Annotated in this window: 12 protein-coding genes; 2 read left to right on the forward strand and 10 right to left on the reverse strand. The window is 68.2% G+C overall.

Annotated elements, in window-relative coordinates:
• Positions 1 to 11: 11 nt before the first annotated feature.
• The 4 genes from QI450_RS00295 to QI450_RS00310 form a co-directional block, all read right to left on the reverse strand.
• Positions 12 to 2729, reverse strand: a complete 2718-nt coding sequence (locus tag QI450_RS00295; protein ID WP_226773390.1) for a LuxR C-terminal-related transcriptional regulator — start codon at positions 2727 to 2729, stop codon at positions 12 to 14.
• Between the two features lie 294 nt (positions 2730 to 3023).
• Positions 3024 to 4208: an acetyl-CoA acetyltransferase gene (locus QI450_RS00300; protein WP_226773389.1), complete on the reverse strand. Its 1185-nt coding sequence runs from the start codon at positions 4206 to 4208 to the stop codon at positions 3024 to 3026.
• Positions 4205 to 4891 (reverse strand): CoA transferase subunit B, encoded by a 687-nt coding sequence (locus QI450_RS00305; RefSeq protein ID WP_226773388.1) that lies wholly within the window; start codon positions 4889 to 4891, stop codon positions 4205 to 4207. The genes QI450_RS00300 and QI450_RS00305 overlap by 4 nt, the downstream gene beginning before the upstream one ends.
• A gap of 32 nt (positions 4892 to 4923) precedes the next feature.
• Entirely contained in the window at positions 4924 to 5664 is a 741-nt protein-coding gene (locus tag QI450_RS00310) for a CoA transferase subunit A (RefSeq protein ID WP_226773387.1), read from the reverse strand.
• A 201-nt stretch (positions 5665 to 5865) separates the two neighbouring features.
• On the opposite strand from QI450_RS00310, the gene QI450_RS00315 reads away from it, so the two are divergent.
• Positions 5866 to 6642: an IclR family transcriptional regulator gene (locus tag QI450_RS00315; protein WP_226773386.1), complete on the forward strand. Its 777-nt coding sequence runs from the start codon at positions 5866 to 5868 to the stop codon at positions 6640 to 6642.
• A gap of 33 nt (positions 6643 to 6675) precedes the next feature.
• Here the strand turns inward: QI450_RS00315 and nadE are convergent, their stop codons facing one another.
• Positions 6676 to 7497 (reverse strand): ammonia-dependent NAD(+) synthetase, encoded by an 822-nt coding sequence (gene nadE / locus QI450_RS00320; protein WP_226773385.1) that lies wholly within the window; start codon positions 7495 to 7497, stop codon positions 6676 to 6678.
• A 139-nt stretch (positions 7498 to 7636) separates the two neighbouring features.
• Between nadE and QI450_RS00325 the strand changes: the two genes are divergently transcribed.
• A complete protein-coding gene (locus tag QI450_RS00325; RefSeq protein WP_226773384.1) occupies positions 7637 to 8866 on the forward strand; it encodes an FAD-dependent oxidoreductase in 1230 nt (409 codons plus the stop codon).
• 49 nt (positions 8867 to 8915) lie between these two features.
• On the opposite strand, the gene QI450_RS00330 is transcribed toward QI450_RS00325, so the two are convergent.
• Genes QI450_RS00330 through acsA form a run of 5 tightly spaced genes read right to left on the reverse strand, consistent with a single transcriptional unit; the run spans position 8916 to position 14433 of the window.
• Positions 8916 to 9158, reverse strand: a complete 243-nt coding sequence (locus QI450_RS00330; RefSeq protein WP_226773383.1) for a phosphopantetheine-binding protein — start codon at positions 9156 to 9158, stop codon at positions 8916 to 8918.
• 41 nt (positions 9159 to 9199) lie between these two features.
• Complete coding sequence (locus QI450_RS00335; RefSeq protein WP_226773578.1) at positions 9200 to 10570, reverse strand: dihydrolipoamide acetyltransferase family protein; 1371 nt, start codon at positions 10568 to 10570, stop codon at positions 9200 to 9202.
• Positions 10563 to 11543: an alpha-ketoacid dehydrogenase subunit beta gene (locus QI450_RS00340; RefSeq protein WP_226773577.1), complete on the reverse strand. Its 981-nt coding sequence runs from the start codon at positions 11541 to 11543 to the stop codon at positions 10563 to 10565. Before QI450_RS00340 ends, QI450_RS00335 begins: the two co-directional genes overlap by 8 nt.
• Positions 11540 to 12574, reverse strand: coding sequence for a pyruvate dehydrogenase (acetyl-transferring) E1 component subunit alpha (gene pdhA, locus QI450_RS00345; RefSeq protein WP_226773576.1), 1035 nt, complete (start codon positions 12572 to 12574; stop codon positions 11540 to 11542). The genes QI450_RS00340 and pdhA overlap by 4 nt, the downstream gene beginning before the upstream one ends.
• The gene (acsA, locus tag QI450_RS00350; RefSeq protein ID WP_226773575.1) at positions 12571 to 14433 is read right to left on the reverse strand and encodes an acetate--CoA ligase; all 1863 of its coding nucleotides are present in this window, start codon (positions 14431 to 14433) and stop codon (positions 12571 to 12573) included. The genes pdhA and acsA overlap by 4 nt, the downstream gene beginning before the upstream one ends.
• Positions 14434 to 14453 lie beyond the last annotated feature (20 nt).

Here is a 14453-nt window from a genome sequence, read left to right on the forward strand (position 1 = left end):
TAGCCCCCTGGTTACTTGGGCAGCAGGTGCCGCCGTCGGGCCTCTGTGACGCAGGCCCTTCGGTCACTGACGCCCAGAGCGTTGAACAGGCTCTTGAGATACCACTTGACGGTGTTGATGCCCAGATGCAGCTCCTGGGCGATTTCGCGGTTGGACCGTTCCTTCTCGACGAGGCGCAGGATCATCTGTTCGCGTTGTGACAAGCCCGGTTCCGGAACAGTGGTGCCCGTGCCGGGGGGAGGGACCGGCTCCGCTGACCACCCTGCATCCCGGTTGGTCCTGGCCTGCGCTTCCAACCGGATGAGGATGCTGAGGAAACGCGGCAGTTCGGGGCTGCCCAGCTCCGGGGCGGGCTCGCGTCGCAGCCTGGCCGAAGTGGCCCGCACCAGTTCCAGGCAGCTTGGGCCGCCATCGAGGACGGGCCGGACGAGGCCCAGCCGGGAACACGTCTCCAGGGCAGGCCATAGCGTCGATTCCGCTTCCTTACGGTTCCCCGCCTGTTCAAGCGCGGCCGCCAGTAGGATACGGGCATTAAGTTCTGCCCGCGGCCCCAAGTAGGCGGCGGCCCGCGCCAGCAGGCGGCGGGCGCCGGTCACCGTGTCCAATTTGCCCGGGGAATCCTGGCTCCCGTGACCGGCGTCAGCCATGGCGGATCGCAACTGCGTGGCCAGCTGTATCTGGGCCTTGGCCTCGGCCAGCCCTTCCAGCCGTGGTCCGGTGATGTCCGCCGGTTCCCGGACAGCTGCCGCGCCCGGTAGGGCACGGTCTGGTTCGGCGTCGATCGCCCGGGGGCCGATTCCCAACTGCACGCGTTCCAGATTCATGACCAGCCTAAGCCGGTCAAGGCCGAGGCTGTCGGCCACCAGATCGCCTTCGTCGAGTATTTCCCGGGCCCGTGGGGTGTCCCCCCGGAGTGCCTTTATTCTTGCCAGCGTGGCGTATGTGGACACCATAAAGTCCACCACCCCGCCTTCGGAACCCAGCTCGCGGGTTTCTTCCAGCAACTTCTCCGCTTTGTCGAGTTCGCCGCGTTCATAAAGGAGCTGGCCCATCATCGCTCCCGCCAGCCGCGCTGCATGTGAGTATCGTCCAGCCTTGCGCCGGCCGAGCTCCACGGCCGCGGTGAAGTGCTGGTCCACGCGGTCCAGATCAAGCAGGGCGTAGGCGGCAAGACCGGAAAAACAGTGTCCATACACTCCGCTGAAGGGGCCCGAGGTGAGGCCGTGGAACTTCGCGGCCCAGCGCTGTTGCTCCAGGGCGAGACGGTAATCGCCGTCGTGGATCTTCTTGAACGTTGACACGTTCGCTGCCACCGAGACGATCCAGGGCCGGAGCAGGTTGGCCTGGGCGAAGCACTTCCCGTCCAGTTCATCCACGTGGTTTACTCTGTCGCCGTACATGTCGATGCAGCTCTGAACAACGAGCCCTTCGACGCCCAGCTCAAAACGGTCGTGTTCGGTCAGGGTCGCATCGGCGGGCATCACGCTTTCGGCCAGGTTCAAGGCCCTCTGCGCCGCCCCGGATTGGTTCAGCAGTGTATGGGCCCAGGCTATTGCCGTCTGGAGCCGGGCCTGGCCGGCCGCATGGTCGGCCGGGATCTTGCTGACGAGTGCCAGCAGGGTCGACATGCTCGAGTGCTCCACCAGCCACATCGCGCGGAGTTCGACGATTTCCACGGCGAGCTCAACGTCCCCGGCGGCGAGGGCATGGTCCACAGCGTCGCTGGGGAATCCGTTTTCCGAATACCAGCGGGCAGCGACCAGGTTCAGTTCCCCGGTCCGGCCCGGGTAGTCGCGCTCCAGGCGGCGGCGCAGGTAGTCCTCAAACAGGTGGTGATAGCGGTACCACGTGCCGTCGTCGTCGAGCGGCTGCAGGAAAAGATCCTGCGCCTGGATCTTCTCCAGCATGGCCTGGCCCAGTTCCACCCCTGAGAGCGCGGACGCCAGCCCCGCGCAGAGGCGTTCCGGAACCGAGGTCATCAGGAGGAAATCCAGTGTTTCGGGGTCCAAGGTGTCGAGGACGTTTTCGGCGAGATACTCACCAATGGACGCGTGCCTGCCGGAGAGCCGTTCAATCAGGTCTGAGGCCCCGCGGTGGTCCCTGAGGGACAGGGAAACCAGTTGCAGCGCGGCGATCCAGCCCTCAGTCGTCCGGTGGAGGCTAGCCAGGTCTCCCGCATCCAGATCGAGCCGGTTGATCCCGACCAGGAAGTCCTGGGACTCGTTTTCATCAAACCTCAAGGCGACGGCGTCCACCTCGATCAGCTGGTCCCGCACCATCAGCCGCCCCAGTGGCAGGCCCGAGCGGTTGCGGCTGGTGATGATGAAGGACAGATGCGAGCCGCCGGCTTCGAGCAGCCGTTCCACTACCGCCCTGGTCCTGGGCTCCGTGACCAGGTGCCAGTCATCCAGGGTTATGACGATGTCCTGGCCGCCCTCATCGATGGCGTTGATGAGCGCGGGAACCACATAGTGCTCGGCGTCGTCGGGCCGTTCCTCCAGTAATTGCTGCAGTTCCTCGTCAAGTCCGGGACGGGCTTTGCGGATTGCCTGAAGCAGATGTGACAGGAACCAGATGGTGTTGTTGTCATCGCGGTCCAGGGACAGCCAGACGGTGACGAGGTCCTGGGCCGCGAGGAATTCCATCCATTGGGCGGCAAGGGTTGACTTGCCAAATCCGGCCGGGGCATGGATCAACGCGAGCCGCCGTTTCCGGTCCGAGTGGAGCATCTCAGTCAGTCTCGTGCGGTGGACCCACTGGCCAACCGGCTCGGGCGCGCGAAACTTGCTTGACGCACTGGGTGGTCCTGTCGGCATCCGCCACCTCCTTGTGGTCCGGCGGTCGCCGGGAATGCATTTGGCCCTCTGAGATTCTATGGGAACGGCGGCGCCTAAGACAGGTGTGACCCTTGGCAACTCCTCCGTGCGGGTCCCAGGCTCCCGAGCGCCGGCAGCTCTGCCAACGTGGGTCAGATACGGCCCATTCCGACGCCCGGCATCGGCTGTATCTGACCCGCGTTGGCGTCAGAGCGCTTCAAGCACGCTGACGTAGTTGGCGATGCCGACGCCGCCCATGTTCTGCACGGCGGCGCGGCGGGCGATGGGCAGCTGCATGCCGCCGGCGGTGCCGGTGAGCTGCATCGCGGCGATGACGTGCTGCGAGACGCCGGTGGCGCCCACAGGGTGGCCCTTGGCCTTGAGTCCGCCGGAGACGTTGACTGGCAGCTTGCCGTCCTTGAAGACCCAGCCTTCCTCAATAGCGCGCGAGCCCTGGCCCGGTTCGGTCAGTCCCATGGCCTCGTACATCAGCAGCTCGGCGATGGTGAAGCAGTCATGCACCTCAGCGAAGTCCAGATCCTCCAGCCCCACGCCGGCCATCCCCAGCGCGCGCTGCCAGGAGACCCGCGTCGCGGCGAAGGCGGTGGGATCGCGGCGCTCGGCCGGGAAGAAATCGTTGGCCTGGCCGAACCCGGCGAGCCGGACCGGTGCAGTGGCCCCGCCGGTGGGGGCGACGCTCAGCACGACGGCGGCGGCGCCGTCGGACACAGGCGAGCAGTCGGTGCGGCGCAGCGGGTCGGCGACCATCGGGTTCTTGTCCGAAACGGTCCGGCAGAACTCCTCGCCGAGGTCCTTGCGGAGCTGGGCGTAGGGGTTGTCGACGCCATTGCGGTGGTTCTTCGCGGCGATGGTGCCCAGCACGTCCGAGATCGGTCCGTAGCGCTTCCCGTAATGCTTGGCGACCTCGGCAAACAGCCCGGTGAAGCCGGTGCTGGAGGCTTTACCGGCCATGTCGTAGTCCGCGCCGAGCAGCGCCGCCCCGACGACATCGGCCCCGGCGTGGGTCATCTTCTCGGCGCCGATCACCAGGACGGTTTTCGCGGTGCCGGCCAGCAGCGATTTGGTGCCCTGCTGGAACGCTGCCGACCCGGAGGCACAGGCGTTCTCGACCCGGGTGGACGGGACGTTGGCCAGCTGCTCCGAGACCTGCAGCGCCAGCGAGGACGGGAAGGCCAGCGGCATCATGCCGGAGTTGAACTGTCCGAGGTAGATCTCGTCGATCTGGCCCGGCTCGATCCCGGCGTTGGCGATCGCCTCCGTGGCGACCTGCACGATCAGGGACTCGAGGGTCTCGTCCGTGAGCTTGCCGAAGCGGCTGTGTCCCCAGCCGGTCAGCAGGACATCCTTGCCGAACTGTTCGCGCAGGCTCATGCTGTGGCTCCTTCAAGGGTGGGGGTTGTGTCGACGGAGGGCGCGACGTCGAAATCGGCTTCCGTCTTTTCGCGGATTTCCTCGACAGTCACGCCCGGGGCGAGGCGGGTGAGCGTGAGCTTCCGTCCGCCGTCGACCTTTTCAAGGTCAAACACGGCGAGGTCGCTGATGATGCGGTCAACGCAGCTCAGGCCGGTCAGCGGCAGGGTACATTCCCTGACAATCTTGGCGGTGCCGTCCTTGGCGTTGTGCTCGGTGAGGACCACAACGCGCGGGGTGCCGGCAACGAGGTCCATGGCGCCGCCCATGCCCTTGACCATTTTGCCGGGGATGGTCCAGTTGGCGAGGTCGCCGCCGCCGGAAACCTGCATGGCGCCGAGGATCGCGACCTTGACGTGCCCGCCGCGGATCATGCCGAAAGATGCTGCGGAGTCGAAGATGCTGCCGCCCGGGAGGACCGTGACGGTCTGCTTGCCGGCGTTGATGAGGTCCGCGTCCTCCTCGCCCTCGAAGGGGAACGGTCCCATGCCAAGCAGGCCGTTCTCGCTCTGCAGGACAACGCGGACGCCCTCACGCAGGTTGTTGGCGACCAGCGTGGGGATGCCGATGCCAAGGTTGACGTAGTCGCCGTCGTTGAGTTCTTCGGCCGCGATGGCAGCCATTTCATTCCGGGTCCAAGCCATGATGATTCTCCTGAAGAAAGTAAGGGCGGCGCTCAGGCCGGAACGGGTGCGGTTTCTGTGGCGTCGGCCGCTTCCGCCCGGGGACGGACCGTGCGCTGTTCGATGTCCTTGACCCGGGCGTTGGCCCGGACGAGGCGCTGGACAAAAACGCCGGGCGTCACGATGTGGTTGGGGTCGAGCGCGCCGGGTTCAACGATTACCTCGGCCTCCGCGACGGTCACGACACCCGCCGTCGCGACCACCGGGTTGAAGTTCTGGGCGGTGTAGCGGTAGATCAGGTTGCCGTCGGTGTCGGCGGTGTGGGCGTGGACCAGGGCGACGTCGGCCTTGATGGCGCGTTCCTGGACGAACGTTTCGCCGTCGAATTCGGCGAGCGGCTTGCCTTCGGCGACGAGGGTGCCGACCCCGGTCTTGGTGTAGAAGGCCGGGATGCCGGCGCCGCCGGCGCGTAGGCGCTCGGCGAGGGTTCCCTGCGGGGTGAACTCGACCTCCAGCTTGCCGGCGAGGTACTGCTCGGCGAAGAGCTTGTTCTCGCCCACGTAGGAGGCGATGACCTTGCGGACCTGGCCGGCTTCGATCAGGATGCCGAGGCCCTTGCCGTCCACGCCCATGTTGTTCGAGACCACTGTGAGGTCTTTGACACCGGAATTGCGTACCGCCTCGATCAGGTCGGCCGGGATGCCGCTGAGGCCAAAGCCTCCGACGGCGAGCGTCATGCCGTCCCGCAGCACGTCCTGCAGCGCGGCTGCCGCGCCGGATTTCAGCTTTGACATCTGCATCTCCTCATTGAGCTGTTGACGCAATCCACTTTGTGGACTGCTCCTCTGCTGTTGGAGCCTACGGTGCCAAAAAGGGGGCTGTCAATGGATGATTTTGCCCTCCATAGTGCCATTTTTACAGTGTGGACGGTAGGCTAATGACTGTCCACAATATGGATACTTTAAGACGATTGAACACAAAACCCGAGGAAGAAGATGACTTCATTACCGGTCCAGGGCGCACAAGTCGTCAGCCGCGCCGCCTCCCTGCTGCGTATTGTCGGGCGGAAACCGGAAGGATCCCCGCTCGTTGAACTCGTCAGGGAATCCGGGCTCACCCGCCCCACCGTGCACCGGCTGCTCTCCTCGCTGGCCTCCGAGGGCCTGCTGGACCAGGACCCGGTCAGCGGCAACTGGGTGCTGGGTCCGGAGATCCTGCTGATGGGCTCTGTGGCGTCGGCGCGCTTTCCACTCGAGGAGATCGCCCGGCCCAGCCTGCGCCGGCTCGCAGAGGAGACCGGCGAAAGCGCGTTCTTCTCCATCCGGCGCGGCGCCGAGACGGTGTGCCTGCTCCGGGAGGAGGGCAGCTTCCCGGTGCGGTCCTTTGTGCTGCACGAGGGCGTCCGCTTCCCGATCGGGGTCGCCTCCGCCGGGACCGCCATCATGGCATTCCTGCCGGAGGCGGAGCAGGAAGAGCTGCTGGCCGGCTGGACAGCGCACGCCGGCAGCTTTGCGGCCGCCCACACCCGGTCCCTGGTCCGGGAGAACTTGGAAGCGACGCGGCAGGCTGGCTATTCGGTCAACCCCGGGCTCGTGCTGGAAGGCAGCTGGGGGATGGGGGCAGCGGTCTTCGACCAGCGCGGACGGCCCGCCTGGGCGCTGTCGCTGACCGGCATCGAGCAGCGCTTCCGTGCCGAGCGGCAGGAGATGCTGGGCCGCCTCCTGATGGACGAGGCGCACCGGATCTCCACCCTGCTGCAGGGCGCCAAATAGGCCGGTGCCCGGGCGGAGCGGGTCTTGGGGCGGCTATTTCCACCAAGTGTCGAAGATGGTGACCGGGACGGTTCGTTTGTGCCGGGTGCGGAGGTATTTCTGCTCGATCAGCTCGGCTGCTGCCACCGGGATGTCGCGGCCTTCGAGGTAGTCGTCGATCGTGTCGTAGCTCAGGCCCAGCTCGTCCTCGTCGGTGCGGCCGGGCTGACCGTCGAGGAGGTCGGCCGTGGGGACCTTCTCCCAGATCCGCGCCGGGGCGCCGAGCTCGGCAAGGAGCGCCCTGTTCTGGCGCTTGTTCAGCCCGAACAGCGGCAGGATGTCGGCGCCGCCGTCGCCGTACTTCGTGAAGAAGCCGGTCACGGACTCCGCGCCGTGGTCGGTGCCGATCACCAGGTAGTTGTGCTCACCGGCGAGGGCGTATTGCGCGATCATGCGGGTCCGCGCCTTCGTGTTGCCCTTGTGAAAGTCGGAGATCCCGTTGCCCACGGTCTTCTCGAATTCGTCCTCGAAGCCGTCCACGGCGGCCGAGATGTTGAATGTCCACTCGGTTTTGGCCTGGATGAAGTCCAGGGCGGCCTGGGCGTCGTCTTCATCGCGCTGCACTCCGTAAGGCAAGCGGACGGCAACGAAGTTCGCATCCACACCTTCGGTCGCCAACTCCTCGACGGCGAGCTGGGCCAGCCGGCCGGCGAGGGACGAATCCAGTCCGCCGGAAATGCCCAGGACGAATCCCTTGGTGTGGGTCGCCTTCAGGTAGTCCTTGAGGAACGTGACGCGTTTGCGCACCTCCCCGGCCGGATCGATCCGGGGCTGCACGCCCATTTCTTCGATGATTTTCGCCTGGATGTCACGCATGAACCAAAGCCTAGCCAGAGGTGTCAACCGGACTCAACTGTGTCGCCCCGCCCGACCCCGCGGATGAGGCTTTGCAGGGAGCAAATTCCCGCCGCGTTGGCCCCTGCCGCGGCACCCCCGGCAGGAGTAGCGTATGGCCATGGAGACGACCGGGTGCGTGGTGGTCGGCGGGGGTCCGGCAGGCATGATGCTTGGGTTGCTGCTGTCCCGTGCCGGAGTGCGCGTTACGGTACTGGAGAAGCATGCCGACTTCTTCCGGGACTTCCGCGGCGACACCGTCCATGCGTCCACAATCCGGCTGATCGACGAGCTGGGCCTGGGCGACGAGTTCCGCCGGTTGCCCCAAAGCCGGCTCAGCAGCATCGCTTTCCCGGTGCCCGGAGGTCCGCCGGTGACGGTGGGGAACTTCGATTCGATGCCTGCGCCCTACAACTACATTGCCATGATGCCGCAGTGGGACTTCTTGGACTTCCTGGCCGGCGCCGCCGCCCAGGAACCGTCCTTTGAGCTGCGGATGAGCCATACAGCCACGGCGCTGGTGCGGAACGGGGGCCGGGTCGCCGGTGTGAAGTACACAAACGCCGACGGTGCCGGGGGAGAGCTCCGGGCGGATCTGGTGGTTGCCACCGACGGGCGGCATTCCACGCTGCGCCGCGCGGCCGGGCTCGCGCCGAAAGAATACCCCGTGCCCTTTGATACCTGGTGGTTCCGGTTGCCCCGCTATTCCTCCGAATCGGGTGCCGTGGCGGGAATCGTTCCCGCATTCGGCCGGGGCGAGGCCTTGGTGACTCTAAACCGCAGCGACTACTATCAGCTGGGGTACTTGGCGCCCAAGGGCGCGGATGCCAGGATCCGGGCCGAGGGAGTCGAGGGAATCCGGCACCGGGTTGCCGCCCTGCGCCCAGACCTCGCGGACCGGGTGGGGGCCATCGCCTCGCTGGCGGAACTGCACTGGCTGGACGTGCGTCTTAACCGGCTGCGCCAGTGGCACGTCGACGGACTCCTCTGCATCGGCGACGCCGCGCACGCCATGTCGCCGGCCGGCGGCGTGGGGATAAACCTCGCCATCCAGGACGCCGCCGCAGCCGCAGCGATCCTTGCCCCGGCACTGCTTCGGGGCAAGGTGCCACGCACGGAACTGGCGAAAGTCCAACGACGGCGGCGGCTGCCCACCGTCGTAGTGCAAACCGGCCAACGGGTGATGCACAAGCTCCTGTTCGAGCCGATCATGATCGGGAAACGGTCCGGGGCGCCGGCGGCCCTGCTGTCCGTGGCACGCCATAGCCCGGCCATCAGACACCTGCTGCCCCGGTTTATCGCCTTCGGGCCGCGCCCGGAACACGCGCCGGCGTTCGCCCGGCGCGCCTAAGCCCGGCCCCAGCCGCACCCCTAGCCGGGGCCCGGCGACCGGGCCGGGATCAGCCGTGGGCTGCGAGGTAGCCAATCAGTCCCTTGACCGTGGCCACCTCCGGGTAGTCCCGCTCCGGGATGTCGACGCCGGTGGCCGTGTCGATCGTTTCGACCAGCCGGAGGAAGTCCAGCGAATCGAGTTCGAGGTCCTGCCGCAGCCGGGCGTCTTCGTTCACGCCGGCGAGGTCCACGTCCGGTGCGACCTTGCCGATCGCCGACTGTACCGCCGCCCGGGCGTCGTGTTCGTTCATGGTTCCTCCCGTTTCACATTACCCACCCGGACCCACCCGGTTCACAGGTCTTCCGGCTTCTGCAGCAGCTCGTCGATCCGCGCCAGGTAGCGGCCGCCGCGCAGCCCGTCGCTGACCCGGTGGTCAGCGGAGAGGGTGGCGACGACGGCGGGCCGGACTCCGAGCATCCCGTTCTGCGCCCACGGCTGTTCCAGCACCCGGCCGAAGCCGACCATCGCGACCTGCGGGGGATAGATGACGCCGAAGACGCTCTCCACCCCGAGATCCCCGAGGTTCGTCACGGTGATCGTGGGGTCGGCCATTTCGGCGCGCTGCAGCCGCCCGGCGCGGGCGCGGCTGACGAGGTCCCGGAGCTGCTCCATCAGCACATCTACCGGCAGGGTGTCCGCGTCGTGGATGGCAGGGGCCACGAGGCCGCCCTGGCGCAGGGCCACGGCGACACCCAGGTGCACGGACGCGCTGGGCCGGAACCCGCCGTCGTCGTAGAAGCCGTTCACCTCCGGGACCTCCTTGGCCGCGAGCGCCGCTGCCTTGAGCAGCAGCGCGGAGGGGACCAGCCGGGACGCAACCGGCCGCTGGGCGTTGACAGACTGCATCCAGTCGACGGCGGCCCGCAGGTCCAGTGTGGTGCTGAGGTAGTAGTGCGGGATGGTCTTCTTCGAGCGCGACATCAGTGACCCGATGGCCCGGCGCAGGCTGGCCACGCGCTCGCGGGCCTCCGAGGGTTCTTCGAGGGAAACGGGTGGCCCCGCGGCCGGTGCCTCCGGGGCCGGCTCCGGGAGACCGGCCCCCGGGGCACCTGCCGCCGCGGTGCCTGCCGCCGGGTGGCGGGCCGCGGCGCGCTGCACGTCCGCCACGCTTACGGTACCCTCCGGTCCGGTGCCGCTCACGGCGGAAAGCTCCACGCCGAGTTCGGCGGCCAGCCTCCGGGCCCGGGGCGAGGAGCGCACGCGTCCGGCGGCGGACGGCCTTGCCGCCCCGGCGTGCTCCACATCCGCCCTCGTGACGGCGCCGCCCTTGCCGGTGCCGTGGATCCTGGCGGTGTCCACCCCCAGCCGGTGTGCCAGATGGCGCACGGGAGGGGCGATCGGGGGAACTTCCTTGGCAGTGAGAGCAACGGCGGCGGCCCCATCCCGGGGCGGCGGCGCCTCATGGCGGGGGGCCCCGACCTCAGCCGGGGTCTGCGTGATCCTGGCCAGCGGGGTGCCCACCGGAACTGTTTCGCCGAGGTCCACGAGGAGCTCGGCGACCACTCCCTCCTGGAAGGACTCCACATCCATGACGGTCTTGTCGGTATCTACCACCGCCACAAGGTCCCCGCGGCGCACGTAGTCACCGGGCTTGACCAGCCATTCGACGATCTTGCCGTGCTCCATGTCAGCACCGAGTGACGGCATTAGGAAGTCAGCCACGCGCGCCGACCGCCTCCCGGGCTGCAGCGACAATCCGCTCGACGGACGGCAGTGCCGCCAGTTCCAGCTGCTTGGAATACGGGATCGGCACTTCGGCGCTGCAGACCCGGCCCACCGGGGCATCCAGGTCATAAAACGCCTGCTCGGTGATCCGGGCGCTGATCTCCGCGGAAATGCTTCCGCTGCGCCATCCCTCATCCACCACCACGGCCCGGTGGGTCCGCCGCACAGAGGTGAGGATGGCTTCGTCGTCGAGCGGCCGCAGGGTGCGCAGGTCCAGCACTTCGGCGTCAATGCCTTCATTTGCGAGCTGCCCGGCGGCGTCCAGCACTGCCGGGAGGGTTCCGCCGTAGGTGATGAGGGAAACATCGTTCCCGGGGCGCCGGACCGCGGCGGTGTCGATGTCAACCGGGCCGGCGGCGTCGTCGAGCTCCCCGGTGACGTTGTACAGCGAGCCGTGCTCGAAGATCAGGACCGGGTCGGGGTCCTGGAGAGCGGTCCACAACATGCCACGGGCGTCGGCGAGCGTGGCGGGGGCGAGGATGCGCAGCCCGGGGATGTGGGCGTACCAGCCCTCAAGGCTGTGGGAATGCTGCGCCCCGAGCTGGCGGCCGGCGCCGGTGGTCATCCGGATCACGACCGGGACATTGAACTGGCCACCGGACATGTGCAGCAGGGAAGCGGCGTTGTTCACGATCTGGTCCAGCGCGAGGAGGCTGAAGTTGACGGTCATGATCTCCACGATCGGCCGCATCCCGCCGAGCGCCGCGCCGATCCCTGCCCCGACAAAGCCCGACTCCGACAGCGGGGTGTCGCGGATCCGGTCGGGCCCGAATTCCTCCAGCAGCCCCAGGCTGACCGCGAAGGAGCCGCCGTAGGCTCCCACGTCCTCGCCCATCAGGAAAACCCGCTCGTCCCGGAGCATCGCGTCGCGGATGCCGGCCCGAAGAGCCTCGCGGTAGCTTGATTTCATGGCCCGGTCCGCCCGCCGATACTGGTTTCCGGGCCGGCGCCGCGCTCGCTGTAGACGAACCGGGTGAGGTCCTCGAGCGGTTCGGGGCTGCCGGCTTCGGCGAACTCGACGGCGGCGGCCACCTCCGCGTCGGCGTCCGCCTCCAGCTGCTCCCAGTCCTGCGCGGAGAGCTGGCCCGCGTCCTCCAGCGCGGCGCGCAGCAGGACGATGGGGTCACGTTCGAGCCAGCGGGCGACTTCGGCTTTCTCGCGGTACCGTTCCGGGTCGAACATCGAGTGCGCCCGGAACCGGTAGGTGCGCAGCTCCAGGAAGTGCGGTCCGCCGCCGGAACGGACGGCGTCCACGGCGCGCCGGGCCGTTTCCTCGACGGCCAGGACGTCCATGCCGTCCACGGCCCACGCGGCGATCTCATAGGCGGCGGCCTTGAGGGCGATGTCCGGCTGCGATTCCGAACGCCCCAGCGCCGTCCCCATGGCATAGAGGTTGTTCTCGCAGCAGAACAGCACCGGCAGTTGCCACAGCGCGGCGAGATTGAGGCTTTCGTGGAATTCGCCCTCCGCGACGGCGCCCTCGCCGAAGAAGCACACGGTCACGCGGGAGCGTCCGGCCATCTTGTCCGCGAGAGCCAGCCCGACGGCGAGCGGCAGGCCCCCGGCGACGATTGCGTTGCCGCCGAAGAAGCGGGTGGCGGCGTCGAACAAGTGCATGGACCCGCCGCGGCCGCGGCAGCAGCCCTCCACGAAGCCGTACATCTCCGCCAGGATCGCACCGGCGGAGACCCCGCGGAGGAGGGCGTGGCCGTGCTCCCGGTAGGTGGCGACGACGGCGTCCTCCGGGGCCAGGGTTTCCAGCACACCGGTCGCGACGGCTTCCTCGCCGATGTAGACGTGCAGGAAGCCGCGGATCTTGGCGGCGCTGTAGAGCTCGACGCATTTCTCCTCAAGACGGCGGACCCGGAGCATCTGCAGCAGCAGGTGCCGGCCGTGGGCCGGATCCGGGTGGCTGCCGGGCACGTCCGCGGACCCGGTCATGTCCGGGCCTCCGGTGCTTGGGGCCCGGGTGCGGCAGCGTCCGGCTCCGGCGCCCCGGCCGGGGCCTCGATGGTCGAGGTGTCGCCCTCCGGCAGGCCGAGTTCACGGGCCTTGAGCAGCCGCCGGAGGATCTTGCCGCTGCGGGTCCGCGGCAGGGCCGTGGTGAAGTCCAACAGCCGGGGCGCCACCGCCGGGCCGAGTCTCTTGCGGGCGAAGCCGATGATCGCCAGCTGCAGTTCCTCGGAGGGTTCCCAGCCGGGCCGCAGTTCCACGAACGCCTTGACCACCTCGCCGGCCACCGGATCGGGGACCCCGATCACCCCGGCTTCGGCCACGGCCTCGTGTTCCATCAGCAAGCTCTCCACTTCGAACGGGCCGATCAGGTGACCCGAGGACTTGATGACGTCGTCGCCGCGTCCGACGAACCAGTAGTATCCGTCGGCGTCGCGCCGGGCGAGGTCGCCGGTGAGGTACCAGCCGCCCACGAAGCACCGGCGGTAGCGTTCCTCCTCATGCAGGTAGCCGCGGAACATCGAGGGCCAGCCCGGCCGCAGGGCCAGTTCGCCGACGGCGTCCGGCGCCGTCACGAGGACCGCCTTGCCGTTGCGGACAATGGGCTTGTCCTGGGCGTCCCGGGCCACGATGGCCGCCTCGACGCCGGGCAGCGGCCGGCCCATCGAGCCGGGGCGGATCTCGGTGGCAGCGAAGTTGGAGATCATGATGCCGCCCGTTTCGGTCTGCCACCAGTTGTCATGCACGGGCTGGCCGAACGCCTCCTGGCCCCAGACGACAACCTCCGGATTGAGCGGTTCCCCGACGCTGGCGACGAAGCGCAGCGCGGACAGGTCATGGCCCTTGGTGCGGTCCGCGCCGGCCTTCATCAGCATCCGCAGCGCCGTGGGGGCGGTGTACCAGACCGTGACGCGCTGTTCGGCAAGGATCCGGTACCAGCGGTCCGCGTCCATCTCCTCTTCGTCCACGATCGTTGTCACCCCGTGGGTCAACGGCGCGATCACACCATACGAGGTGCCGGTGACCCAGCCGGGGTCGGCCGTGCACCAGTAGACATCCTCCGGGTGCAAGTCCAGCGCGGAGGTGCCGGTCGCATGGTGGGCGGTGACGGCGTCGTGTACGTGGATGGCGCCCTTCGGGGTTCCGGTGGTGCCGGACGTGAAATGCAGCAGGGCCATGTCCTCGGCCTGCGTCGCGGAGATCCCGCCGTCGGCCGGCGCTGCGGACATCAGCGCGGCGAGGTCCAGCGTTCCCGGCTCCGGGCTGCCGTCGGCGTCGGTCAGCAGGACGTGCCGGAGTTCCGGCAGTGAGTCGCGGAGCTGGGCAATCTTCTTGCGGTACAGGGCCCGGGTGGTGACCAGGGCCCGGCCGGAGCCCAGCTGCAGCCGCTGGCGGACGGGTTCGGGGCCGAACGCGGAGAACAGCGGGCAGAAGACGCTGGCGTTCTTCAGGGTGCCCAGCACCGCGATGTACAGCGCCGGGCCGCGGCCGGTGAGCGAGAAGACGCGCTCACCGCGCCCGATGCCGAGGGCGCGCAGCACCCCGGCAAAGCGGGTGGTCTGCTCTGCAAGTTCGGCGAACGTGAGTGAGTGGCTGCTGCCGTCGGCCCGGACGAACCGCAGCGCCTCGTGCCCGGCGAGTCCCCCGGCTGCGTGCCGGTCCACTGCTTCGTAGGCGATGTTGACGCCGCGGCCCCCTGGCAGTCCGGACAGTTGATGGCGGGCTTCGTCCCAGGAGAACGCGGCACACGCAGCGTTATAGTCCACCAGGTTCGGCCGGACCCGGAGGCCGCCGACGTCTTTGGCAATGGTGGGCCAGCGGGTCGAGGGTTCCGTGCCTGCCGTCATGGTTCCATCGCACTCCTGCC

It is taken from the genome of Arthrobacter sp. EM1, assembly GCF_029964055.1.
Classification (GTDB): Bacteria; Actinomycetota; Actinomycetes; order Actinomycetales; family Micrococcaceae; genus Arthrobacter.